At 60.4% G+C, this 22,617-nt stretch carries 21 protein-coding genes and 1 tRNA gene; 10 read left to right on the forward strand and 12 right to left on the reverse strand.

From position 1 onward, the window contains the following. Positions 1 to 74: 74 nt before the first annotated feature. The gene (locus HYP802_RS0102580) at positions 75 to 587 is read right to left on the reverse strand and encodes a sigma-70 family RNA polymerase sigma factor (RefSeq protein WP_013950468.1); all 513 of its coding nucleotides are present in this window, start codon (positions 585 to 587) and stop codon (positions 75 to 77) included. 489 nt (positions 588 to 1,076) lie between these two features. On the opposite strand from HYP802_RS0102580, the gene HYP802_RS0102585 reads away from it, so the two are divergent. Next, the gene (locus tag HYP802_RS0102585) at positions 1,077 to 1,739 is read left to right on the forward strand and encodes an ABATE domain-containing protein (protein ID WP_013950469.1); all 663 of its coding nucleotides are present in this window, start codon (positions 1,077 to 1,079) and stop codon (positions 1,737 to 1,739) included. Between the two features lie 444 nt (positions 1,740 to 2,183). Here HYP802_RS0102585 and HYP802_RS23450 read toward each other — a convergent pair whose 3' ends face one another. From HYP802_RS23450 to HYP802_RS0102610, 4 genes are all read right to left on the reverse strand, one after another. Further along, positions 2,184 to 2,408 (reverse strand): hypothetical protein, encoded by a 225-nt coding sequence (locus tag HYP802_RS23450; RefSeq protein WP_155831108.1) that lies wholly within the window; start codon positions 2,406 to 2,408, stop codon positions 2,184 to 2,186. 254 nt (positions 2,409 to 2,662) lie between these two features. Next, positions 2,663 to 2,739, reverse strand: a tRNA-Arg gene (locus HYP802_RS0102600). 159 nt (positions 2,740 to 2,898) lie between these two features. After that, positions 2,899 to 4,413 carry a HAMP domain-containing sensor histidine kinase gene (locus HYP802_RS0102605; RefSeq protein WP_244420941.1) on the reverse strand — a complete coding sequence of 505 codons (1,515 nt, stop codon included), beginning with the start codon at positions 4,411 to 4,413 and terminating at the stop codon, positions 2,899 to 2,901. 29 nt (positions 4,414 to 4,442) lie between these two features. After that, positions 4,443 to 5,903 (reverse strand): FAD-dependent oxidoreductase, encoded by a 1,461-nt coding sequence (locus HYP802_RS0102610; RefSeq protein WP_013950472.1) that lies wholly within the window; start codon positions 5,901 to 5,903, stop codon positions 4,443 to 4,445. A gap of 369 nt (positions 5,904 to 6,272) precedes the next feature. Here HYP802_RS0102610 and rpmH point away from each other — a divergent pair, with 369 nt between their 5' ends. From rpmH to yihA, 4 genes are all read left to right on the forward strand, one after another. After that, positions 6,273 to 6,407, forward strand: coding sequence for a 50S ribosomal protein L34 (gene rpmH / locus HYP802_RS0102615; RefSeq protein ID WP_024275086.1), 135 nt, complete (start codon positions 6,273 to 6,275; stop codon positions 6,405 to 6,407). Positions 6,408 to 6,470: 63 nt separating this feature from the next. Further along, positions 6,471 to 6,869: a ribonuclease P protein component gene (rnpA, locus tag HYP802_RS0102620; RefSeq protein ID WP_013950473.1), complete on the forward strand. Its 399-nt coding sequence runs from the start codon at positions 6,471 to 6,473 to the stop codon at positions 6,867 to 6,869. A gap of 90 nt (positions 6,870 to 6,959) precedes the next feature. Then, entirely contained in the window at positions 6,960 to 8,852 is a 1,893-nt protein-coding gene (gene yidC, locus HYP802_RS0102625; protein WP_013950474.1) for a membrane protein insertase YidC, read from the forward strand. A gap of 51 nt (positions 8,853 to 8,903) precedes the next feature. Then, a complete protein-coding gene (gene yihA / locus HYP802_RS0102630) occupies positions 8,904 to 9,560 on the forward strand; it encodes a ribosome biogenesis GTP-binding protein YihA/YsxC (protein ID WP_013950475.1) in 657 nt (218 codons plus the stop codon). A gap of 3 nt (positions 9,561 to 9,563) precedes the next feature. On the opposite strand, the gene HYP802_RS23455 is transcribed toward yihA, so the two are convergent. Then, positions 9,564 to 11,720, reverse strand: a complete 2,157-nt coding sequence (locus HYP802_RS23455) for a Clp protease N-terminal domain-containing protein (RefSeq protein WP_244420942.1) — start codon at positions 11,718 to 11,720, stop codon at positions 9,564 to 9,566. A gap of 358 nt (positions 11,721 to 12,078) precedes the next feature. Between HYP802_RS23455 and argB the strand changes: the two genes are divergently transcribed. After that, positions 12,079 to 12,978 (forward strand): acetylglutamate kinase, encoded by a 900-nt coding sequence (gene argB / locus HYP802_RS0102640; protein ID WP_050976914.1) that lies wholly within the window; start codon positions 12,079 to 12,081, stop codon positions 12,976 to 12,978. Beyond that, positions 12,978 to 13,721, forward strand: a complete 744-nt coding sequence (locus HYP802_RS0102645) for a pyrimidine 5'-nucleotidase (RefSeq protein ID WP_013950478.1) — start codon at positions 12,978 to 12,980, stop codon at positions 13,719 to 13,721. The genes argB and HYP802_RS0102645 overlap by 1 nt, the downstream gene beginning before the upstream one ends. A 16-nt stretch (positions 13,722 to 13,737) precedes the next feature. Here the strand turns inward: HYP802_RS0102645 and HYP802_RS0102650 are convergent, their stop codons facing one another. After that, positions 13,738 to 14,496 (reverse strand): SDR family oxidoreductase, encoded by a 759-nt coding sequence (locus tag HYP802_RS0102650; protein ID WP_013950479.1) that lies wholly within the window; start codon positions 14,494 to 14,496, stop codon positions 13,738 to 13,740. Between the two features lie 124 nt (positions 14,497 to 14,620). On the opposite strand from HYP802_RS0102650, the gene HYP802_RS0102655 reads away from it, so the two are divergent. Then, complete coding sequence (locus HYP802_RS0102655) at positions 14,621 to 15,433, forward strand: zinc ribbon domain-containing protein (RefSeq protein ID WP_013950480.1); 813 nt, start codon at positions 14,621 to 14,623, stop codon at positions 15,431 to 15,433. Positions 15,434 to 15,437: 4 nt separating this feature from the next. Here the strand turns inward: HYP802_RS0102655 and HYP802_RS0102660 are convergent, their stop codons facing one another. From HYP802_RS0102660 to HYP802_RS0102685, 5 genes are all read right to left on the reverse strand, one after another. Then, the gene (locus HYP802_RS0102660) at positions 15,438 to 16,367 is read right to left on the reverse strand and encodes a 3-hydroxybutyryl-CoA dehydrogenase (protein WP_013950481.1); all 930 of its coding nucleotides are present in this window, start codon (positions 16,365 to 16,367) and stop codon (positions 15,438 to 15,440) included. A gap of 45 nt (positions 16,368 to 16,412) precedes the next feature. Further along, the gene (locus HYP802_RS0102665) at positions 16,413 to 17,357 is read right to left on the reverse strand and encodes an FAD-binding protein (RefSeq protein WP_013950482.1); all 945 of its coding nucleotides are present in this window, start codon (positions 17,355 to 17,357) and stop codon (positions 16,413 to 16,415) included. Between the two features lie 2 nt (positions 17,358 to 17,359). Next, positions 17,360 to 18,115, reverse strand: a complete 756-nt coding sequence (locus HYP802_RS0102670) for an electron transfer flavoprotein subunit beta/FixA family protein (RefSeq protein ID WP_013950483.1) — start codon at positions 18,113 to 18,115, stop codon at positions 17,360 to 17,362. 327 nt (positions 18,116 to 18,442) lie between these two features. After that, positions 18,443 to 19,024 (reverse strand): cob(I)yrinic acid a,c-diamide adenosyltransferase, encoded by a 582-nt coding sequence (locus tag HYP802_RS0102680; protein ID WP_013950484.1) that lies wholly within the window; start codon positions 19,022 to 19,024, stop codon positions 18,443 to 18,445. 68 nt (positions 19,025 to 19,092) lie between these two features. Then, positions 19,093 to 19,281 (reverse strand): twin transmembrane helix small protein, encoded by a 189-nt coding sequence (locus HYP802_RS0102685; protein ID WP_013950485.1) that lies wholly within the window; start codon positions 19,279 to 19,281, stop codon positions 19,093 to 19,095. Between the two features lie 231 nt (positions 19,282 to 19,512). On the opposite strand from HYP802_RS0102685, the gene HYP802_RS0102690 reads away from it, so the two are divergent. Together HYP802_RS0102690 and HYP802_RS0102695 are read left to right on the forward strand one after the other, a co-directional pair. Next, the gene (locus HYP802_RS0102690; RefSeq protein ID WP_013950486.1) at positions 19,513 to 21,102 is read left to right on the forward strand and encodes a peptidoglycan DD-metalloendopeptidase family protein; all 1,590 of its coding nucleotides are present in this window, start codon (positions 19,513 to 19,515) and stop codon (positions 21,100 to 21,102) included. Then, a complete protein-coding gene (locus HYP802_RS0102695; protein ID WP_013950487.1) occupies positions 21,102 to 22,550 on the forward strand; it encodes a S41 family peptidase in 1,449 nt (482 codons plus the stop codon). The genes HYP802_RS0102690 and HYP802_RS0102695 overlap by 1 nt, the downstream gene beginning before the upstream one ends. The last annotated feature ends 67 nt before the right edge of the window (positions 22,551 to 22,617 follow it).

A 22,617-nucleotide genomic window follows, 5' to 3' on the forward strand; every position in this document is an offset into this window, starting at 1 on the left:
ATAGTGGAAATCGAAGCGCCGTCATAAGCGCTTCGGTTTTCGTCTTGTTACGTTACTGATGGTCGAAAGACGCATCATTTTTTCAAGCTTTTGGCCATTCGCTTGAGAGATCGATGGTGAATGACGCGGACCGTCGCTTCCAGCATGTCGAGCTTCTTGGCCAGATCGCGTGCGGAATCTCCATTCAGCGAAATTCCCGCGACTATTTCCTGATTTCGTTCTGGCAGAGCTTTGATAAGCCGCTCAACATCGTACCTGGCGAGAGACTCTTCGGCGGTCGCGCTGACACTGACGGCCAGTTCTGCGAGCTTGCCTGGAAGCACATGGTGTCTACGTCGCCGTCTTAATTCATCGACGATTTTATTTTTTGCGATCGTTACAACCCAAGGCATGACCGGGAGTGATGTATCCCAGCGATGCCGCTGGGCGTGGAAAGCGATGAGAGTTTCCTGAAGGATATCGTCGAGGTCGCCGGTCGAAAGCTGATACCGCTGTAATTTTGAAACCAAAGCGGCGCGCAGCATTCCAGGAAGGCGCTTCAATAGCTCGCTGTATGCCTGATCATCGCCGGCAACGGCACGTCGCATCAATCCAGTGCAAAATGTCTCTTGCTGCTCTCGATGGGCCCGCCTCGGCGTGCTCGATGCGAGCGACTCGACGTTTATCGCCGCGCCACCGCGCGAGCGGTCGGCTGTTCGTTGCGAGTTGGGATTGTGTCCGCCATTGGCGTCTTGAGATCTCGATCGAGGCATCCGCGATATCTGACAGCAAAGATGTTCGAAGAGGGTTTTGACGCCGGCTCGTGGCGTCATTCGAAGTCTGAGATTGTGACTGCCGCTGCAGTTTCTGACGACTTTTATAGTAACCTAATAAATAGGCATGTAACGGTTATTATTTGTGAGCCGTACATGTCAACCTGAGGCAACAAAATTTAGCGAGGCGAATTGGCTCATGGCGATTTATCGCTGTTTTTATGGCGAGTTTTGCGACGGGAAGCAGAAGTCGCAATGTCCGATTTCCCCAAGGCAATCAGACCTCCATTCGTAACTGATAAATAAGATAAAAAGAGGTTATTAATGCGTAGAAGGCTGGCGAGGACTTCTAAGTGGCGGCATGCCGGAAAACACGGTCACGCGCCCATCTTTCTAGCTAATGCGGTCGCTCTCGATTTCCTAAACGCGCTCGCGCCGCCGCCGGGCGCCGAGATGAGGCCGCTTAAGTCAGGAACAGATTTTCTGCACTGGCTAGAGAGCGCGGAGCTGGTTTGCTCTAACGTTGCGCGGTATTTTCGCGAGGCGGTCAATTCCTCAGATCTGGATATTGTCGCGGACGACGCCAAGCGGCTTGGCGACTGGTTTCGCAGTTTCATAAATGAATATGCAGGTCGTCGGTTATGTCCATCTGCCGTGGAAGATCTGGCGCCGCTCAATGCGATCTTGAGACGGGATGCGCGCTTCGGTCAGATCGCGCAAACGACATGCGCAGAGCCAAAATTGTTCTGGGAGTTTAAGCGGCGTTTCATGACGCCGATGGACTTGTTATTTCCCGTTGCGAACGCGATGGCCGAGATGCTGTGCAAAGATGATTTGGCAAAAGTTAAGGTGTGCGAGGCAAAAGAATGCACGCTGCTTTTTCTCGATCGGACACATGGCGGCAAGAGACGGTGGTGCAGCATGAGTGCTTGCGGCAACCGCGCGAAGCAAAAAATCCGTAGGACACTGCCGAAGCCGCCGGAATGATTGACTTCGAATATGCTTGCCTCGTGCGGGAGGACTTTGGTGTCATCTCGAAATTTTATGTTCGGCGTGAAACGTCCTGCGTGAACCTTCCGAAGTTGGGCTTTGAGTACCTGCAAAAGCTGCAGCCGCGCGTGAGACCGTATTTCAGTCAGGAGGTTCCGTATGTCGACTTTTCTCAGATGCCTTTTCGTAGCGGTCGTCTTGTCCGCGATCGCAGGCAGCTTGGCTGTCGCCGGCGGCCACGATGATCCGCGCGCGTGTGACGATCACGCTTTCCGGCACTGCCGTTGATGCAAGACGTTCATCTATTGCGCGCGCAATGGATTTTTAAGTAGAGATTTGGGTGTCTGTGGTGGTCCGCTCCGCTGACACGGCTAGGGGCGGCTCGGGCTGAGTGAGCGATCCGGTTATTTCCAACGCTAACCGGATACTGCGATCCGCTCACTAAATACGAAATACCGTTCGCGTTCCGCTCTGTTGCAGGAGCGCGTGAGCAAGCTGGTCTCCGGCGGCGGTGAGCTGACCGTTCGCGTCGAGCCAGCCATGATCGGTCGCAAAGCGTGCCACTTCGTCGGCGCTGCCTCCGCCAGAGAGCATTCCAGTAAAGCCTAAAACGACACTCAGATGATCTTGGGAGGCCACGTCTTTATGATCAGGAGGTTGTTGCACGAATTTCCTCCGCTCGCGGTTAACTTCAAAGGGAGATCATCCCGGCTGGCGTGACGGTGCGCTATAAATTTGCTCCCTCGTCACCGGGGGGACGGGAACAGCTATATCGGTTTTAAATTCGTCAGGTAGGATCGATTGTTCATGGCTGTCGTGTCGTGCACGAATGCGCGCTCTCGCTATAGAGAGGGCTAGCCGCCTCATTGCTGGCCGCAGCCGGGCCCGATGGAAGGCACAAATTTTTTTGTTTTTTGAAATGGCGCGCCCGAAAGGATTCGAACCTCTGACCCCCAGATTCGTAGTCTGGTGCTCTATCCAGCTGAGCTACGGGCGCTTTTTTCGTTGCGGAGGGGCCGGATGCCCATCCGGCCGTAAGGCCGGGCGACGAAGGAACCCTCTCTAGTGGCTCACGGCGGCGAGCGCAAGACCCCTCTTTCGCAAGCATCGTGACGTCTCGCCGCGCTTGCAAGGGGCGGGCCGATCTCCGGCTTGCTCAGTCGACAGGTCGGTCCGGCAACTCGATGCGAAACCGGGCGCCGATTGCGCTGTCGACGAGCGTCAGGCTGCCGCCGTGGGCCTGTACAAGCTCAGCCGCGATGGCGAGCCCGAGGCCGGTGCCGCCCTTCTTCGTCGAAGCCTGAAAGGCCTTGAAAAGGTTCTCGCGTGCCTTCTGTGGCACGCCTGCGCCGTTATCCATCACATCAATAATGACCTTGCGGCTCTCGCGGTGGGCGGTGACGCGCACCTCGCCATCCGTTTTGCCTTCGATGCTCTCGATGGCCTGCACAGCGTTGCGGATGAGGTTCGAGAGGACACGGAACAGGTGCTCGTGGTCCGCATCAATCAGGAGTGCAGGGTCGATATCGGTCGTGAAAGCGATGGTGCCTTCCCGCGGCAGGCCTTGGCTGTCGGCCACCTCGTCGATGAGCGGTTTCAGCGGCATCAGCTCGCGCCGGGGTGCGGCCTCCGATACGCCGCCGAACTTGAGCGATGAATTGCAGAACTGAATGGCGCGGTCGAGCGAGGCGATCAGCTTCGGCACGAAGCGCTGCACAGTCGGATCGGGAATGGCAACGAGGCGATCGGAGATCAGCTGTGCGTTCGCCAGCATATTGCGGAGATCGTGGTTGATCTTGGAGACGGCCATGCCGAGTTGCGCGAGGCGGTTCTTTTGTACGAGCAAGCTCGAAAGCTGGCGCTGCATGCTTGCGAGTTCGCGCTCGGCAACCCCGATTTCATCGCGGCGGCCGGTATCGGGCATGATGCGGCTTTGGTCTTCGGGGTTCTCCGAAAAGTGCAGCATGTTGGTCGTGATCTGCGTCAGCGGCTTCACGAACAGGCGGCTCAGCGCGAAATAAACGACGACGGCCGTCAGCAGCGAAAGGATAATCGACAGCCACAGGATATTCATGCCGTAGCGGATCATCGCGGCTTTCAGCGGTGCTTCGGGAATGACAATTTCGATCAGGCTGTTGTTGTCGGGGCCGCTGTGGCCGATGACGCGGATGGTGCGATCGTTCGACAACAGGGTCGTCACGGCATCGCGAGCCTGCTCGATATGCGTCGACAGGCTTTGCCAGAAGGAATTGGATTCGGGCGGCAGGTAATAAACGTAGTCGATCGATAGGTCGCCGTCGGGCGGATAGACAAGACGGCGTTCGTTGACGGTGCGGGAGGCGATCGCCTTCACTTGTGCAGTTCGGAGAAGGTCGGCGCGCAGAGCCGAAGGGATTTGACCTCCTGGGAACGCATCCGATGCCAGTGCTGCAAGCTGGGCGGCGGTCAGGCGTTCCTGCAGCCAGGTCACGCGATAGCTCGATATCGATGGCAGGAAGATCAGGGCTTCGGCGACCAAAACGAAGATGGCCGTCAGCAGAATGAGTTTGGTCGGGAGGCCACGGCTTTCCCAGAAACGCGCCACGGCACGCCACGGCGCCACGAAGACCGAAGCCGCTCCCTTGGCGTCATGGTTGTTTTTATCGTCGCCGTTGAAAATTGCGCGCTGCACTGGACCGAGCATCTCCTACGCGGAGATCATTAACCGAGCTTCGCGAGCAACGCGATGACTTTACGCAAAAAGGGGTTACTCGGCACTGTTGCAAAGTAACGGATCGCCGCTTTTTTATTGATCTCGGAAAATGTCGGATAGGGCGAGATCCATTGCGTCATCGCTTTGATATTCAGGCGCTGGGAAATGGCGAGCGACCACATCTGAATGATTTCTCCGGCTTCGGCGCCGACGATGGCCGCGCCGAGAATTTGGCCGCGCTTCGTCGTGATGACTTTAATGTGGCCCTCCGTCTTACGCTCGATCTGAGCGCGGTCATTTTCGTGATAGGGCCAGCGCAGAACATTGACGCGGCCGTATTTGGTGCTGGCTTCAGCCTCGCTCAGGCCGACGCACGCGAATTGCGGTTCGGTGAAGACGACGCGCGGCGTGGAACGGCCAACCGTTTTTGCCGACTGACGAAACAGGGAGCGGCGAAGCACGACGTCGGCCTGCTCAGCGGCAACGTGTGCGAAGCGAAGGCCGCCTGCGGCATCGCCTATGGCATAGACGCGCTTGTTTGTGGTCATCAAGCTTTCGTTAACTTTGATCGCGTTGCCGGCGACTTTGATGCGGGCATTGTCGAGGCCGAGGTCGGCGACGTTGGCTTTGCGGCCTGCGGCGACGAGAATCGCTGAGCCTTCGATCCGTTCCGTTTCGCTTTCGCCGTTGCCTGCGATTTCGACCGTGATGTTGCCGACCGTGCCGGAGACGCGCGTGATGCGGACGCCTTCGCGGAATACGATGCCTTCAGCGGCAAGCTGCGTCAGCAACACGACAGCCAATTCAGAATCTTCATCGCCAAGCGCGTCGGCAGCGTCGATGACGGTGACACGGGAGCCGAGGCGCCGATGGGCCTGCGCCAGTTCGATGCCTGTCGTCCCGGCACCTACGACGATGAGATGCGGAATGGGCGCGTTGTTATCGAAGATCGTCTCGTTGGTGAAATAGGGAACGTCGGCCAAGCCCGGAATTGGCGGGATGGTTGGTGAGGATCCCGTTGCGATGACGAAGCGGCGCGCGGAGATGCGATATTCACCGGCGGCAACTGTGGTCGGGTTCAGGAATTTGGCGGCGGCGGAAATCACCTGGATGCCCATGCCGCCGAAGCGCTCGACCGTCGTGTTCGGCGCAATGCGGGCAATGACGTCCGTAACGTAGCGGTTGACCGCCGCATGATCGATCAGCGGTTCGACACCGCGAATACCGAAGGGCGATGCGGTCCGCATATCTTGGGCGCGCTTGGCAGCGGCCAGAAGAGCGTTGGCGGGAATGCTGCCGTAGTTGAGGCCATCGCCCCCCATCTTATGTTTTTCAATGAGCACGACTCGCTGTCCGAACGCAGCTGCCGTCGTCGCGACGGCGACGCCACCCGCGCCCGCGCCGATGACGCAGAAGTCAGCATTGACGGTGTGCGTCTCGGGATGGGGTTCGACAGTATCCTTGGGCATGGAGAAGGTATCCGGTCATCGCGAGGCCATAGCGATTAGATTAATACGGCGGCGCGACTTTTCACGCTGGAGATCGGGCCTATCCCCTGCCGGAAATGGGGGATACGAGCAGATGTCGGCCAATTTCGACGATGTGCAAATGCAAGCGGGCGGCGTTTTCTATCGTTTGCGCGCGCACGGCCTGCGTTGACTTGCCCGCGCAGCCCCACTATAAGAGCCCGAATTCCGGAGACATGCGCAATCGGCTGGGGTTTTTGCCCAGGCGACGCGTTTTTGTAAACATCGGAAAAATAATAGCAATTATGCTGCTTGGGCCGGCGCGGTAAGCGCCAGGACCGGTGGCTTTGAGAGACTTGGACGGAGACTTCCGTGAAGCGCACATATCAACCGAGCCGCCTTGTCCGCAAGCGCCGCCACGGATTTCGCAAACGCATGCTGACGGCTGGCGGTCAGAAGGTTCTGGCACGCCGTCGCGCGAAGGGCCGCAAGCGTCTTTCGGCCTAATCGGGTCTAAGGCCTAGGCCCCGCTGCCCGCGTCTTGCGGCTCTGGAGGCTGTCATTCCTATTTTGCCAACGCTCAAGGCGCGATCCGAATTTCTCGCTGTCCGCGGAGGTCGGCGTCAGTCTACGCCGGCATTCCTGATCGAAATGCGCGAACGCTCCGCTGCCACCATGCGTGGCGGCGGCTTTGTCGATTCTGCGGGGCCGCGCTTCGGGTTCACGATCACCAAGAAAATCGGCAACGCCGTTACGCGGAACCGTATCCGCAGGCGTCTCAAAGCGGCATTCGCCGCTGAAACCAAGGCGAAGAGCCTGGGCGCCTGCGATTATGTCGTGGTCGCTCGGCATGCCGCGCTTGACCGGCCGTTCGATCTGCTGCTTGGCGACGTCAATCGGGCGCTCGCCGCATTGCACAGTGTTAAGTCGCGCCACGCCGACCGAACTGACAAAAAAGGGTCAGCGTGACTGGGTGTCTACTTCCCTTTATGACCAGTTTCCTCCATCGCTTCCGGGCAACAAAAGGCCTGAAGAAGCCCGCTCCAGTTCGAGGATTTGATGAGCACGCCTAGCGATCCAAAAGACCAGAACAACCTGATCATCGCCGTAGTGCTGTCGATCCTTGTGTTGATCGGTTGGCAGTATTTTTTTGCAGCACCGCAGATCAAGCACGAGCAGGCGAAGCAGGCCTATAACAAGCAGCTCGACGCGCAGAACAAAGGCACGGCGACATCGGAAAGCCCGCCAAACGTTGCGAACGCTCCGATCGCGGGACCGTCTGCGAGCGTGCCGGCGAGCGGCCAGCCGACGACGGGTCTGCCGGTTAAATCACGCGAAGAAATTTTGAAGGAGACGCCGCGCGTACCGATCTCGACGCCGTCGCTTGAAGGCTCGATCGATCTCAAGACCGGCCGCATCGATGACCTCGTGCTCCGGAAATATCACGAGACGGTCGATCCCAACAGCCCGATGGTAACGCTGCTGTCGCCTGCGGGGTCGTTCGATCCCTATTTTGCGGAGTTCGGCTGGGTGCCGCAGGTCGGTTCGACGATCAGGGTGCCGGATCGCGATACCGTCTGGAAAGTCGAAAGCGGCGCGAAGCTGACGCCGGAGACGCCCGTTACCCTCGAATGGGACAACGGCCAGGGCGTCATCTTCCATCGCACGATTTCGATCGACAAAGACTACATGTTCAAGATCGTCGACGAGGTCGAGAACAAGACGAGCAGCGATATTTCGCTGCTGCCGTATGCGCGCGTGCATCGTAGCGGCCATCCGCCCGATCACGCTTATTACGTTCTGCATGAAGGTCTCGTTGGCGTTTCGGGCGATCACGGCCTGATCGAGGACACCTACGCCAACGCCGTCAAGGAAGGCGTGCCGCGCACGTTCGAAAACGTCGTCGGTGGTTGGCTCGGCATCACCGACAAGTATTGGGCGACGGCGCTCGTTCCCAATCAGACGGCGCCCTATCGCGCCATGTATTCAGCGCTTCCGGCGCGCGATCCGGCAGGCCGCGATGCTTTCCAGACCGACTATCTGCTCGGCGCGGTAACGGTTCCGCCCGGCGAGCGCAAGGGCGTCGAAGGCCATCTTTTTGCCGGCGCCAAGCAAGTGTCGCTGATCGACGGCTACGAAAAGGCGCTCAACATTCTGCGCTTCGACCGGCTGATCGACTGGGGCTGGTTCTATTTCATCACGCGGCCGCTCTTCAGCCTGATGGAGATGATCAACGGCGTGGTGCACAACTTCGGCATCACCATTCTCGTGCTGACCGTGATCGTGAAGGCGGCGTTCTATCCGCTCGCGAGCAAGCAGTATGAGAGCATGGCGCGCATGAAGAAGATGCAGCCGGAAATGCAGCGGATCAAAGAGCAATATAAAGACGATCCGCAGCGTCAGCAGAAAGAGATCTTCGATCTCTACCGCACGCAGAAGATCAATCCGCTGGCGGGATGCTGGCCGATCCTCTTGCAGATCCCGGTGTTCTTCGCGCTCTATAAGGTGCTGTTCGTCACTATCGATATGCGTCACGCGCCGTTCTTCGGCTGGATTCACGACCTGTCGGCGCCGGATCCGACGACCGTGTTCAACCTCTTCGGTCTGCTGCCGTATGACGTGCCGACGTTCCTGCACATTGGTGCGTGGCCGCTCGTCATGGGCATTACGATGTGGGTCCAGATGCAGCTCAACCCGCCGCAGCCCGATCCGATCCAGCAGCAGATCTTCCAGTTCATGCCGGTGATGTTCACCTTCCTGCTGGCAAGTTTCCCGGCCGGTCTCGTGATCTACTGGGCGTGGAGCAACACGCTGTCGATCTGCCAGCAGCTCCTGATCAACAAGAGGAGCGGCGCGGAGATTCATTTGTTCGGGAATCTCAAGCGAGCGTTCGCACCACTGTTACGACTATTCGGGGCGAGCGGCAGCGGTAGCGGCGGCTCCGGTAAGTAGCATTTCTCAAAGGCCCGGCTCGTTCCGGGCCTTTGCAATTGGAGCCTGGTCATGGCTGAAACAGAGACCCTATCGGCAGATGAGATCGAGAATGGACGGCGGCTTTTCACGCGCGCGTGGACGTTCTCGCGCGGCACGCCCGATCTCGATCATCTCCCGCCCGACGACCGGCCGGAAATCGCGTTCGCAGGCCGGTCGAATGTCGGCAAGTCGAGCCTGATCAATGCGCTTGTCGGACAGCTTCGATTGGCGCGCGCCTCGAACACCCCAGGCCGCACGCAGGACCTCAACTTTTTCACCGAACCCAATGACGAGCTCTATCTCGTCGATATGCCGGGCTATGGCTTCGCGGAAGCGCCGAAGGACAAGGTTGCGGCGTGGAACAAGGTGCTGCGCGCCTATCTCGCTGGGCGGCGCACGCTTCTGCGCGTGTTCCTGCTGGTCGATGCGCGGCACGGGCTGAAGCCGGTCGATGATGAGATCATGGCGCTGCTCGACGGCGCGGCGGTGTCCTATCAGGTGGTGCTGACGAAGGTCGACAAGATCAGCAAGACCGATCTCGAAAAAGTCGCCGAGCGGACGCAGGAGGCGCTCGCGAAGCACCCGGCGGCGTTTCCGCAGCTCATTCTGACGTCGTCGGAAAAAGCCCTCGGTTTCGAAGAGCTGCGCGGAACGATCGCGCAGTTGCTTGCATCCCACGGCAGCTAAGGCTCAGTGGCCGAACTTCTTCATCAACGTCGTCACGATCGCCATGCCTTGCTCGCCGAACGTCGCGAGCGCGCCGCCGATCACGGCTGCGACCGTCCAGCTGAAAATGCGAACGATGGTGCGGCCGATGTTGGCGCGAACTTTCACTTCAACGATTTGATCGGGAAGTGCCGTTTCAGCGGCAACGCCGTCAGCGCCGATCGAGCGTGCCGAGACGATGATCTGGAGATCCGACCAGCCGCGATACTGCGGCGTGATGTTGAAGCGCCAGCTCGCGAAATCATCGCTCGAATAGCCGAGATTGCTCTCAATCCACTGCGTCTCGGGCGAGGTCGATTCAATATAGAAGCCGCCATCGGGCGCGCGGATGCGGACTGACATCGCCTTCGTCACGGCGACCGTGTGCTGCCAGACCTGACCGCCGCCATCGAGACCTTCCGTCAGAGCTTTCACGGAAGACTTCGCGATGCGGATCTCGGCGCGGACGGTTTTGCCGACGCGCATTGCGCGCGGAATGTTTTCAGCAAGCTGACCGGTTTCGACGTTCGCGCCTTTGCCACGCTTCGGTGCGGGAGCGCGGCGCTGGGCTTGCGGCGGTGCCGGCGATTGCGGTGCGGAGGGCGCGCCGATCGGTGCGCCAGGACGAAAGACTGTATCCTGCCCGAGATTCGGTCGCTGAGCCTGGATGGGTGCAGGTGCTGCGCCTGGAGCGCCCATTGGAGGCGCGCCCATCGGGCCTGTTGGCGACAGGCTCGGTCCGGGCGGCCCGAATTGCGGCGATCCGCCTTGCATTGGGACTGGTCCTTCCGGACGCGGCCGGGCCGATGCCGGACCACCTAAGCCCGGCGCGGGAATTGGCGGCGGCTGGACGGACGAGGGCTGCGGGCGTGGCGGCAGATCGAACATGCCGCGCTGGTGCGGAGCGACAGCGCCTGGATTTCCTGCCGGTCCAGGAGGTGCCGATTGCTGGTCTCCGGCCGGCTGATAGGGCGAGGGAAAAGCTTGTGGGCCCTGCGGCGCACCGGGACCGGGCTGTTGCGGCTGCCGCGAGGGCAGCCGCAGGGACGGTTCGCGCGGATACTGCGCTGGTGTACCAATTTGGCCTGGGCCGGGGGCAGGGCGCGGTCCGGCACCCTGGCTGGGTCCGCGATCCAAGGCAGGGGCGGGCGCCCCGAACGATGGTTCATGCCGCGGTTCTTGCTTCGGCTCGCCGACGCCGGTCGGCAGACGCGGTTCCTGGGCCGCTGGTGCCGGTGTAGAAAACGGCCGCGACGGCATGGGCGCAGGGGCGGGTTCGGCTGCAGCCGGAGATGATCTCGGAGGTTCGGCTTGGTGCGGTTCCGCTCCGGGGCCGGCGTCGAACGAATGCGGTGCCGGCGGACCGATCGGCTCGCCCTGCTCCCCGCTGGACGCGTCCCGGCCAAATGGCCCGTCGAATGCGGGGGTCTGAGGAAATGGCGGCGCGGGGATGGGATCTGAGTGTTGGGACTGCTCCGGAAATGCCGTTTGCGGAGAGGGATCATGCGCCGACGGCGGAGCGGTAGGCAGCGGATCGGAGCGCTCGGATAGCGGATGCCGCGGCATGTCCTTCATGATGTCGCGCAGAGACGGTGCGGAGCGCGACTGCACGCGTTCGCGGGCGCGGGCCAGGACATCGTCGGCTACGGGCGGCTGGGGCTGTTGCGGCGGCGCTGGTGCTTCACGCGGCGGATTGAGCGCAGCTTGAAGCGCACGAATGGCGTTTTCGAAGGTCAAACCGTGCGCTTCGAGGATTTCAGCGGCAATGCTTCTGGCATCGCCGACGATGGCGGCGAGCACGATGGCGCCGTTGATGTCACGCCTGCGGCTGCCACGCGCTGCGGCCGCTGCGGCTTCGAGAATGCGGCGAACCTCGGCCGAGACGCCGAGCGAATCCTGCGGCGGTGCACCGCTCGGAGTGCCTTCGAGCACGCGGGAAATGACGTCGCCTTTGATCCGTTCACCGCTGATATGGCTCGCGTCGAGCACGGCAACGGCATCGGGATCGTCACAAAGGGCTGCGAGCAAATGCTCAAGCGAGACCTCTGACGCCCCCGTCGCGCCGGCAAACTCGGCGCCGCGCGCCAACGTTGCCGCCAGTTCCGACGACATCGGGATTTGGGTAATATCTGGTGCCGTCACGCCCACGACATCTCCTGAAACGAAGGCCAAGACGGGCAGACTGGCCAAGACTCGTTGCGATAGCGTGTCGAAAACACACGCTGATGGCAAGGTTATAGCAATGGCACGCGCGTTGGCAGGCCGAGAATGGTTTTCGTCCCCAGATGGCGGGCGTTTACCTGCGTCAGGACCGCCCGCAGGGCAACAACGCCTGGAAATCCATTGAGACCCGCCACCGAGCCGCTATAAGACCGCGACAACGCGCCCGGCTCCCCGCCAGGCGGTGCATTTTGGCCATAGGGGGAAACTCGTGACGTCAGCGAAACCTCTCTCGGAAAAAGTTGCCGCAACTCAAGCCGCTTCGTCGGCCGAAAGTCCGCTGACAGCGCATCAGCAGGCGCGCATTCTCGCGGAAGCGATTCCACACCTCATTGATTACGACGAAAAGAACGTCGTCATCAAATTCGGCGGTAACGCCATGGGCGATGAGGCGCTGTTCAAGGCGTTCGCGCAGGATGTCGTCTATCTGAAGCAATCGGGCATCAACCCGATCGTCGTGCACGGCGGCGGGCCGCAGATCGGCAATATGCTGCAGAAGCTCGCGATCAAATCCGATTTCGTCCATGGGCTGCGGGTGACGGACAAGCCGACCGTCGAAGTCGTCGAGATGGTGCTTGCGGGCAAGATCAACAAAGAGATCGTGTCGGCGATCAACCGGCAGGGCGGCAAGGCCGTTGGCATCTCGGGCAAAGATGCCAATCTGATGATCGCGAAAAAGATCACGGAGATGCCCGATCCGCAGTCGAACATCATGAAGCATGTCGACATTGGATACGTCGGTGATCCGCTGGAAGTTAATCCGCATATCGTCGAAGTGATTTCGAAGTCCGATCTCATTCCGGTCATCGCGCCGGTTGCGATCAGCCGCGAAGGCGAGACGCTGAACGTCAACGCCGATACGTTCGCTTCGGCGCTTGCGGCGCGCATGCAAGCCAAGCGCCTGCTGCTGCTGACCGACGTCACGGGTGTTCTCGACGAGAACAAGCAGCTCATTCCGAGCCTGACGATCGACGAAGCGAAAGCGATGATCAAGAAGGGCGCGATCTCGGGCGGCATGATCCCGAAGATCGAGGGCTGTATCGAAGTCGTCGAAGCAGGTGTCGAGGGCGTCGTCGTGATCGACGGGCGGGTGCCGCATTGCGTGCTGCTCGAGCTCTTCACCGAGCATGGTGTCGGTACACTCGTCAAACGGGCCGAGCGCAAGAAGGGCCGTAGCTAATGGCAGCTCCGGCAGGACAGGCAGGCTTGCCGGCTGCAGCCATGACGCGACCTGGTTTCGATCACGTCGAGACGTGGATTTTCGATCTCGATAACACGCTCTATCCGGCGTCGTGCGATCTGTTCGCGCAAGTCGATCAGCGCATGAGCGCCTTTATTGCGAAGACGCTAGGTGTGCCGCGTGAGCATGCGCGGCATTTGCAGAAGGCGTATTACCGGCAATTCGGCACGACGCTTGCGGGCCTGATGAAGGTGCATAAGCTGCAGCCAGGGCCGTTTCTCGAATACGTGCACGACATCGATTTGTCGGTGGTGCCGGAGTTGCCCGATCTTGCCGCGGCGATTGCCGCGCTGCCGGGGCGGCGGTTGATTTTCACCAACGGCTCGCGGCGGCATGCCGAGAACGTGGCGCGGAAGCTCGGCGTGCTGCATCTGTTTGAGGATATCTGCGATATCGCGGCGCTCGACTATGTGCCGAAGCCCGAGCGCGAAGCGTTCGACAGAATGCTGAAGCTTCACGCCGTCTCGGGCGCGCGTGCGGCGATGTTTGAAGACATGCCGCACAATCTGGAACCGGCGTCGAGCCTCGGCATGACGACGGTGCTCGTTCATTCCGACTACATCGACCATCCGGCGCAACTGAAGGTTCGCGAGTGGCGCGAGCTTCCAGAGCACGTGCATTACCTGACGCGGGATTTGACGGGGTTTTTGACGACGGAAGCGAAGCCGAAGCTCTCTCGCTGAAGCGGCAATGGTTATCTCAACCGCGGCCGATGAAGGGCATCGTGGTCGCCATCAGCGTCATGGATTGAACATTGGCGTCGAGAGGCAGGTTAGCGATGTAGAGTACGGCATCCGCCACATGCGAAACGTCCATGCGCGGTTCGATCATGGTCGTGCCGTTCGCCTGCAGAATGCCGCTGCCCATCTTTGAGGTCAGGTCCGTTGCGGCGTTGCCGATGTCGATCTGCGAGCAGGCGATGTTGTCGGTGCGGCCATCGAGAGACAGCGATTTCGTCAGCCCAGTGATGGCATGCTTGGTCGCCGTATACGCGACCGAGAAGGGGCGCGGGACTTGAGCCGAAATCGAGCCGTTGTTGATGATGCGGCCGCCTTTGGGATCTTGCGCCTTCATAATACGAACGGCTTCGCGGGCGCAGAGGAAACATCCCGTCAAATTCACATCAACGACGCGTTTCCATTCGCTGAGCGGCAGTTCGTCGATCGGAACGCCTTGGGTGAAGGTGCCGGCGTTGTTGAAGAGAAGATCGAGGCGGCCGAACGTTTTGCGGGTTGCGTTGAAGGCTTTTGCAACCGCCGTTTCATCCGCGACGTCAGCAGGCGCGATGAGGCATTTGCCACCATCGGGCGTTGCGAGGTTTGCCGTTTTTTGCAGCTCATCGACGCGACGACCGAGCAGCGCGACGTCGAAGCCGTTGGCCTGAAGTTTCAGGGCCACCGCTCGGCCGATGCCGGAGCCGGCACCCGTCACCAAAGCTACGCGCTTCGTATGAACCATGTTTTCATTCCATCCCGACGGCGTTGGCGCTGCATAGCGTGGAATGTCCGCGGGCGCCAGTTTCTGGCGTCGGGCGGCCATGCTAAAGGTGCGCCGGACCTGAGCGCTGCGTGGGGGCACGATCATGACCGAGGCGGGAATGGCAAGCGCGCGTTTTTGCGCCAATTGCGGGACGGCTCTGCAGGGAAAATTCTGCACTTCCTGCGGGACGCAAGCGGCCGCGGCGTCAGCGCCGGCGCCAAGCTCCGAAGGCTGGGGCAGCCTGTCGTCGGAATTTTTCAGCTCGCATGGTCGCAACGGTATTCACTCCGTCGCGCTGTCGTTTCTGCGCCATCCTGTCGATACCATCATCCGGTTGACGGACGATCCGACCTATCGCTCGCAGTGGGGGTTTCTGACGGCCACGGTCGGCGCGCAGATGACGCTCATCTATGTGTTGCTGCCGCGCGCCTTTGCGGCGCTGTTTCATGTGCCCAACACGGCGAACAGTTCGGCGGTCATCACGAACGAGATCGTGCAATACGTCGGCATGGCGATCCTGACGCCGATCCAATATTACGTTTGCCGGTGGCTCGGGACGCGGAAACGGTCGCCGATGTCGTATGTGAAGCTTTGCGTTTTGAGTGTTAGTTATGGCGCGCTGCTGTCGAGCCTTGTCGCGATCTTTTTCTTTCTGCTCGCTGTCGGCTTGTTGAAAAACGGAACCGCTGTCGATCTCGGAACGCTATGGCAAGGGCTGGCGGTGCTGACGTTGATTGCCATCCTGGTGTTCGTCACCGAAAGCCATCGTCGGTTCTGGGGGATGGCGTGGCCGATTGCGATCGGCGTGACGATCTCAATCGCGGCGCTGTCGTGGCTGGTCGTCTATCCGGGGCTTGGGGCGCTGATCGAACGCGGCGGCATTGCGGGCGCAGTCAGCGGGCTTTTCGGAAGTTGATGCGTTAGCGTGTCGGGACGGGCTTCTCGCCGCGGTAATCGTAGAAGCCGCGCTTGGTCTTGCGGCCGAGCCAACCGGCTTCAACGTATTTCACGAGCAGCGGGCAGGGGCGGTATTTCGAATCCGACAGGCCTTCGTAAAGCACCTGCATGACGCTCAAGCAGGTGTCGAGGCCGATAAAGTCGGCGAGTTCGAGCGGGCCCATTGGATGGTGGGCGCCAAGCTTCATCGCCTTGTCGATGGCTTCAACGGTGCCGACGCCTTCATACAGCGTGTAGACGGCCTCGTTGATCATCGGCAGCAGGATTCGGTTGACGATGAAGGCCGGAAAATCTTCCGACACGGCTGTGGTCTTGCCGAGGCTTTCGACGAAGGTTTTGGCGGTCGCGAACGTTTCGTCTTCCGTGGCGATGCCGCGGATCAGTTCGACAAGCTCCATCACCGGCACCGGGTTCATAAAGTGCATGCCGATGAAGTCTTCGGGACGATCGGTGCCCGACGCCAAGCGCGTGATCGAAATCGACGAGGTGTTGGACGCCAGCATCGCCGTCGGCTTCAGGTGCGGACAGAGTGCTGCGAAAATTTTGTGTTTCAGACTTTCGTCTTCGGTGGCGGCCTCGATGACGAGATCGCAATCGCCGAAGGCTTCGAGCGTCGGCGCGAAGGAGATGCGCTCTAACGCCTGGTCGCGCTTTTCCTCGGTGATGAGGCCCTTCGAGACCTGACGCGCCAGGTTCTTTGTGACGGCCTCAAAGCCCTTGTCGTAGGACTCTTTCTTGAGGTCGTTGATCGCGACCGAATACCCCGAGAGGGCCACGACGTGGGCGATGCCGCTGCCCATCTGGCCGGCGCCGATGACGCCGACCTTGCTGATCGTCCGGGCAGGCTGGACGCTGACCTTGCCTTTTTCCATCAGCTTCTGAGCTTGCGACATGAAGTCGGGTCCTCGCGGGTTTCGATGTTGTCTAGCGCGTTTATCTCAGGCCTTGGCTTTCTGCAGTTCGGCATCAAGCTCGGGCAGCGCCTGGAACAGGTCCGCGACAAGCCCGTAGTCGGCGACCTGGAAGATCGGCGCATCGCCGTCCTTGTTGATTGCAACGATGACTTTGGAGTCTTTCATGCCGGCGAGATGCTGGATGGCGCCGGAGATGCCGACCGCGATGTAGAGGTCGGGAGCGACAACCTTGCCGGTCTGGCCGACCTGCCAATCGTTCGGCACGAAACCGGCATCGACGGCGGCACGCGACGCACCCATCGCGGCGCCAAGCTTATCGGCAATCGGCTCGATATACTTCGTGAAGTTCTCGCCGTTGCCCATGCCGCGGCCGCCGGAGATGATGATCTTGGCGGACGTCAACTCCGGGCGATCCGACTTCGACAACTCGGCCTTCTCGAAGGTCGAGATGCCGACTGCAGCCGGAGCCGAAATCGTTTCGGCGGTGGCTGAGCCACCATCTGGCGCGGCCGCGAACGCAGCGGTGCGGACGGTGATGACTTTCACCGGTTCAGCCGACTGCACGGTCTGGATGGCGTTGCCGGCATAGATCGGACGCTCGAACGTGTCGGGCGCGACGACCTTGGTGACGTCGGAGATCTGCATCACGTCGAGCTTGGCGGCGACGCGCGGCAGTACGTTTTTGCCGAACGCCGTCGCAGCAGCAACAATTGCGGAATAATCCTTCGCAATCGACAGGATGACCGCGGCCACCTCTTCCGCCAAGCCATTGGCGAGCTGAGGGGCGTCCGCGACGAGAACCTTCGAAACGCCTGCGAGCTTGGTTGCGGTCTCGGCGGCGCTACCAACGTCGGAGCCAGCAACCAGGATGTGGACGTCTCCGCCAAGGTCCTTCGCCGCGGAAAGCGCTTTGGCAGTGGCAGGTGCGAGCGTCTTGCCGGAAAGTTCGGCGAGGAGAAGTGTCGTCATGATTAGAGAACTCCCGCTTCGCTTTTCAGCTTCTCGACCAGCTCTGCAACGCTGCCGACCTTGACGCCTGCTTTGCGCGTCGCCGGTTCGGCAGTCTTCAAAACTTTGAGCCGCGGTGCGATGTCGACGCCGAAGTCTTCCGGCTTCTTGACATCGAGCGGCTTCTTCTTGGCCTTCATGATATTCGGCAGCGACGGATAACGCGGCTCGTTCAGCCGCAGATCGGTCGTGACGATCGCGGGCAGGTTGAGCTTGATCGTTTCCAAGCCGCCATCAACTTCGCGCGTGACAGTGATGGAGCCTGCTTCCGGCACGACTTTCGAGGCAAACGTGCCTTGCGGCCAGTCGAGCAAGCTGGCGAGCATCTGGCCCGTCTGGTTGCTGTCGTCGTCAATTGCCTGCTTGCCCAGGATGACGAGATCGGGCTTTTCGGCTTCAACCAGTGCTTTCAAGAGCTTGGCGACGGCGAGCGGTTCGACGACGGCGCCTTCAGGCGTTTCGATCAGGATGGCGCGGTCGGCGCCGATGGCAAGCGCGGTGCGCAGCGTTTCCTGCGATTTGGCCGATCCGATCGAGATGGCAACGACCTCTTTGGCGCCGCTTTTTTCCTTAAGGCGCACAGCCTCTTCGACGGCGATTTCATCGAACGGGTTCATCGACATCTTGACGTTCGCCAGGTCGATTCCAGAGCCGTCCGGCTTGACGCGAATTTTAACGTTGTAGTCAACGACGCGTTTGACCGGCACTACGATCTTCATGCCTTCCGCCAGATTCTCTGGCGCTCCCCTGTTTGTTGTTTCCCGCGTTTCGGACGAACGCGGGTTTCTTCACAGTGCATTTCCGCTCGCGGGTCGAGCGGGACGCGCCCGCGGGGTTCAAGTTCCAGCAAAAAAGCGCGATTTTCGCAACTGCGAAGAGCGAAAGCTAAGGTTGGGTTGGGTTCAAGTCAATCGTCGCTTGCGTCGCGGCGGAGGTTAACAAGGCCAGCCTTGGATAAGTCTTTCGCCTAATGGCGCGCGACGTCTATTAGAATATTGCGAAGCTTGGGGTTGTGCGGATTTGCCCATGCGTGCAGGGCTTTGGCGTCAGCGATTTTTCCCCGGAACCCACAGGATATCGCCCTTGCCGCGGTCGTTGACGTAGCGGCTTGCGACAAAGAGGAAGTCGGACAGACGGTTGATGTATTTCAGGGCCGGCGCGCTGACCGCTTCGTCGGGCACGGCGGCCAGTTCGACCATCATCCGCTCGGCGCGGCGCGAGACGGTGCGCGCTACGTGCAAGGCGGCGCCTGCTGGCGTGCCACCGGGAAGAATGAAGGAGCGCAGAGGTGTCAGCTCGGCATTCATCTGATCGATCTCGGCTTCGAGGCGCGTCACCTGGGCATCGGCAACACGAAGCGGCTCGTATGCCAGCTTTTCACCCTTGTCAGGAACGCAGAGATCGGCGCCGAGATCGAACAGGTCGTTCTGGATGCGAAGGAGCATGGCGTCCACGTCAGGTTCGCTCCCGGCGAGGTGGGTACGAGCGACGCCGACGGCCGCGTTTGTTTCGTCCACGGTGCCGTAAGCCGCTATTCTCGGAGACGTTTTCGGGACGCGCTCGCCCGTTCCGAGTGCCGTCGTGCCGGCATCGCCGGTCTTGGTATAGATGCGATTGAGTACGACCATCGTCTCAAATCCGGTTTATCTTGTTTCGCCATAAATCGGCGGTGACGCCCCGGAGGGCACTTCGGCCATTAGTGGGTCACAATGACGTAGGCAAGAATAATGAGAATCGCGACGAACTGGAGCCCGACGCGCCATCGCATCAGCTTCTGGCTCAGGTTGGGGCTGCTGCCGCGCATCATGTTCCACAAGCCCAAGAGCAGGACGATCAGAACGGCAAAAACGGCAACCGTAGTGGCATGATAGAGAAAATATTGCATTCAGCCTGTCCGCAGCGAAATCGAACGATGTGCTTAAGCCTTCCGGAGGGGCAGGGCAATCTGCAAGTGGCCAAGGCGTCGAAGACTGTCCGTCCGCATAGCATTACGCATTTGAAATTTGCTCTCCGCTGCAAATCCCTTAATTTTTCAGCCGCATCATTCGCACAACCGGTTTCAAGGCGGGCGAGATCCGTCCTTCCCGGTCCTATGCGCCCATCAACCTGAGGCCTCGTGTCAAAGAACCAACCTGCGTTGCGGACGTTTCGGCCTCGCATCGGCGACGTGAGCGGACGCGTGGGTTTTGCCGGCGTGCTGGCGCTGTCGTTCGCGCTGCTGCCGTCGCCGCTGTTCGCTGAGGATCCGCTGCCGACCGATGCCGAGACGGCCAAGCGCGTCCTGCAGGAAAAGAAGCACGAGCTCGACGTTAACGCGGCCAAGGAGCTGACGATCCAATCGGACGTCGCGCAGCTCGATGCGGAACGCGAGCAGTTGAATGGCCGGCTTATCGATACGGCTGCTCTCATTCAGCGCAGCGAAGGCAAGATGACCGCGATCGAAGGCCGGTTGTCGGAACTCGAAGAGCAGGAGCGGATCGTTCGCGGTTCGCTGGCGCAGCGGCATGTCGAGATCGCGGCGCTGCTCAGTGCACTTCAACGCATGGGGCGCAACCCGCCGCCGGTTCTCGTGACGCGACGCGAGGATGCGCTCAAGATGGTTCGCAGCGCGATGCTGTTGTCGTCGGCGTTTCCGGGGCTCAGAGATCAGGCGGTGGCGCTTGGAACGCAGCTCGCCGATCTGCAGCGCGTAATGGGCAACATTCGCACCGAAGGCGCGCGACTTCAGGCCGAGACGGACCGGCTCAATGAAGCTCGCACCCGGCTCGCGAGTTTGATGGAAGCCAAGAAGCTGACGTTGCAGGACCGGAAATCGCAGCTTGCGTCGGTGCGCACCGCGACCTCGGACATTTCCAAGAGTGTCACAAGCCTTTCCGATCTCATCAACAAGCTCGACACGGCCGTTTCTGAAAAGACCGGACTCGGCACTTACGATGAAGAGCTGAAAGCGCGTCAGCGGACGCAAAGCCAGCAGGTGGCGTCGGCTGCTCCGGCATCGGGACCGCAGATCATCAAGCCACCACCGGCGGACGACGCTGCGGTCAAAACTGCCAAGGTCGCCGAGGCGACGCCGTCAGTGCAGCCTGCGCCTCCGCCTGCAACAGCAGCGAAAGCGGCAACGGCCGCCGCGGCGTCGAAGGTTGTGGCTCAAGGCACGCAGCCAGCGTCTGCCACCACTGCCCCCAATGGCCAGAAGGTTGCGATGGTTGAGCTTGAGCCGGGGGGAGCATCGCTCATTCCCGGTAGCCCGGGCCGCATCAAACCGGCCATCCCGTTTTCGGATGCACGCGGCAAACTGCCGTTACCGGCCCAGGGTCGGCGGGCCCTTGGATTCGGCGAGAAAACGCAATTTGGCGGACAATCCAAGGGGATTGTCATCGAGACGCGGTATTCCGCCCAAGTTACGTCGCCATGCGATGGCTGGGTTGTCTACGCCGGTGAATTTCGCAGCTATGGGCAACTCTTGATCATTAATGCAGGCGACGGCTATCATGTTCTGCTCGCGGGCCTATCGCAGATCGATGTTCAGCCGGGACAGTTCGTACTGACCGCAGAGCCCGTCGGTACAATGAGTGGTGGTCAAAAGAATTCGTCGTCCGCGACACCAGTAAGCGGACCCGTATTATACGTTGAACTTCGTAAAGATGGACGTCCTATCGATCCCGATCCCTGGTGGGCATCAGGTCAGCAGAAGGTACAAGGCTAATGCGCAAGACAGACTATGCATTCTGGACATTCCTGCTGATGACGGGTTTGGCCGGAGCGACAACGCTCCTGAATGTCACCCAGACGTACTCGGCGACGTCATCGCAGAATTCCGAACTCTATAAGCAGCTCGATCTTTTCGGCGACGTTCTTGAGCGCGTTCGCTCCGACTACGTCGACAAGCCCGACGATACGCAGCTTATCGAAGCCGCGATCAACGGCATGCTGTCGTCGCTCGATCCGCATTCGTCTTATATGAGCCCGAAGAATTTCCGGGATATGCAGGTCCAGACGCGCGGTGAGTTCGGCGGTCTCGGCATCGAAGTGACGATGGAGAACGGCGTTATCAAAGTCGTTTCGCCGATCGACGATACGCCTGCCTCCAAGGCTGGCCTGATGGCCAACGACCTCATCACGCATCTCGATAACGAAGCCATCTCGGGTCTGACGCTCGAGCAGGCGGTCGAGAAGATGCGCGGTCCGGTCAACACGCCCATTACGCTGACGATCGTCCGCAAGGGCAAGGATGAGCCGTTCGACGTCAAGGTTGTGCGCGACGTGATCCGCATCAACCCGGTCAAGTCGCATGTCGAAGGCGATGTCGGCTACATCAAGATCTCGACCTTCAACGAGCAGACGCATGCCAACCTCGTGAAGGCCGTCGAGAGCCTCGACAAGGAAATCGGGCCGAACATCAAGGGCTACATCATCGACCTGCGCAACAATCCGGGCGGTCTTCTCGATCAGGCGATCGCGGTTTCCGACGACTTTCTGGAGCAGGGCGCGATCGTGCTGACCAAGGGCCGCAACAACGAAGAGACGCAGCGTGCGAACGCACGTCCCGGCGATATCAGCGACGGCAAGAAGATCGTCGTGCTGATCAACGGCGGTTCGGCTTCGGCGTCTGAAATCGTTGCTGGTGCTTTGCAGGATCACAAGCGTGCGACGGTCATCGGCACCCGCTCGTTCGGCAAGGGTTCGGTGCAGACGATCATTCCGCTCGGCGCCAACGGTGCGATCCGTCTGACGACGGCGCGCTACTACACGCCGTCGAACCGGTCGATCCAGGCTAAGGGCATCGATCCGGATATCAACGTCGCCGAGGCTGTGCCGGATGACCTGAAGGACAAGATCGCTGCTGAAAAGCCGCGCGGTGAAGCGAGCCTTCGCGGCCATCTGAAGAACCCGAGCAATCCGGACCAGACGAAAGACGACGATCTGGCGGAACCGTCGGGCTCGCCGTCCTACGTCAACAAGGACGCGGCGAAGGATACGCAGTTGCAGTACGCAATCTCGTTCCTCGACGGCAAGGCGAAGGGACCGGAGACGTCCAGCGCGGCGCCGTCTCCTTCGGACACGCCGGCCGCCAAGCCGTCGACCGACGCTGACGACAAGAAGGCCCCGGCGGCACCGTCGTCCGACGACGACAAGAAGGTGACGCCGAACTAAGGCTACGCCGTCTGAACTCAAGGCATTCAAAGGGCGCTGGAAACGGCGCCCTTTGTGTTATGGAGCG

Source organism: Hyphomicrobium sp. 802 (assembly GCF_000526135.1).
In the GTDB taxonomy this organism is placed as follows: domain Bacteria; phylum Pseudomonadota; class Alphaproteobacteria; order Rhizobiales; family Hyphomicrobiaceae; genus Hyphomicrobium_B.

Coding starts and splice junctions, on each gene's coding strand:
- yidC (WP_013950474.1), top strand. CDS start 6,960: ATGAGCACGCCTAGCGATCCAAAAGACCAGAACAACCTGATCATCGCC.
- HYP802_RS0102610 (WP_013950472.1), bottom strand. CDS start 5,903: ATGCCCAAGGATACTGTCGAACCCCATCCCGAGACGCACACCGTCAAT.
- HYP802_RS0102585 (WP_013950469.1), top strand. CDS start 1,077: ATGCGTAGAAGGCTGGCGAGGACTTCTAAGTGGCGGCATGCCGGAAAA.
- HYP802_RS0102680 (WP_013950484.1), bottom strand. CDS start 19,024: ATGGTCGTACTCAATCGCATCTATACCAAGACCGGCGATGCCGGCACG.
- HYP802_RS0102660 (WP_013950481.1), bottom strand. CDS start 16,367: ATGTCGCAAGCTCAGAAGCTGATGGAAAAAGGCAAGGTCAGCGTCCAG.
- HYP802_RS0102670 (WP_013950483.1), bottom strand. CDS start 18,115: ATGAAGATCGTAGTGCCGGTCAAACGCGTCGTTGACTACAACGTTAAA.
- HYP802_RS0102655 (WP_013950480.1), top strand. CDS start 14,621: ATGACCGAGGCGGGAATGGCAAGCGCGCGTTTTTGCGCCAATTGCGGG.
- yihA (WP_013950475.1), top strand. CDS start 8,904: ATGGCTGAAACAGAGACCCTATCGGCAGATGAGATCGAGAATGGACGG.
- HYP802_RS0102695 (WP_013950487.1), top strand. CDS start 21,102: ATGCGCAAGACAGACTATGCATTCTGGACATTCCTGCTGATGACGGGT.
- HYP802_RS0102580 (WP_013950468.1), bottom strand. CDS start 587: ATGCGACGTGCCGTTGCCGGCGATGATCAGGCATACAGCGAGCTATTG.
- HYP802_RS0102665 (WP_013950482.1), bottom strand. CDS start 17,357: ATGACGACACTTCTCCTCGCCGAACTTTCCGGCAAGACGCTCGCACCT.
- HYP802_RS0102650 (WP_013950479.1), bottom strand. CDS start 14,496: ATGGTTCATACGAAGCGCGTAGCTTTGGTGACGGGTGCCGGCTCCGGC.
- HYP802_RS0102685 (WP_013950485.1), bottom strand. CDS start 19,281: ATGCAATATTTTCTCTATCATGCCACTACGGTTGCCGTTTTTGCCGTT.
- HYP802_RS0102645 (WP_013950478.1), top strand. CDS start 12,978: ATGGCAGCTCCGGCAGGACAGGCAGGCTTGCCGGCTGCAGCCATGACG.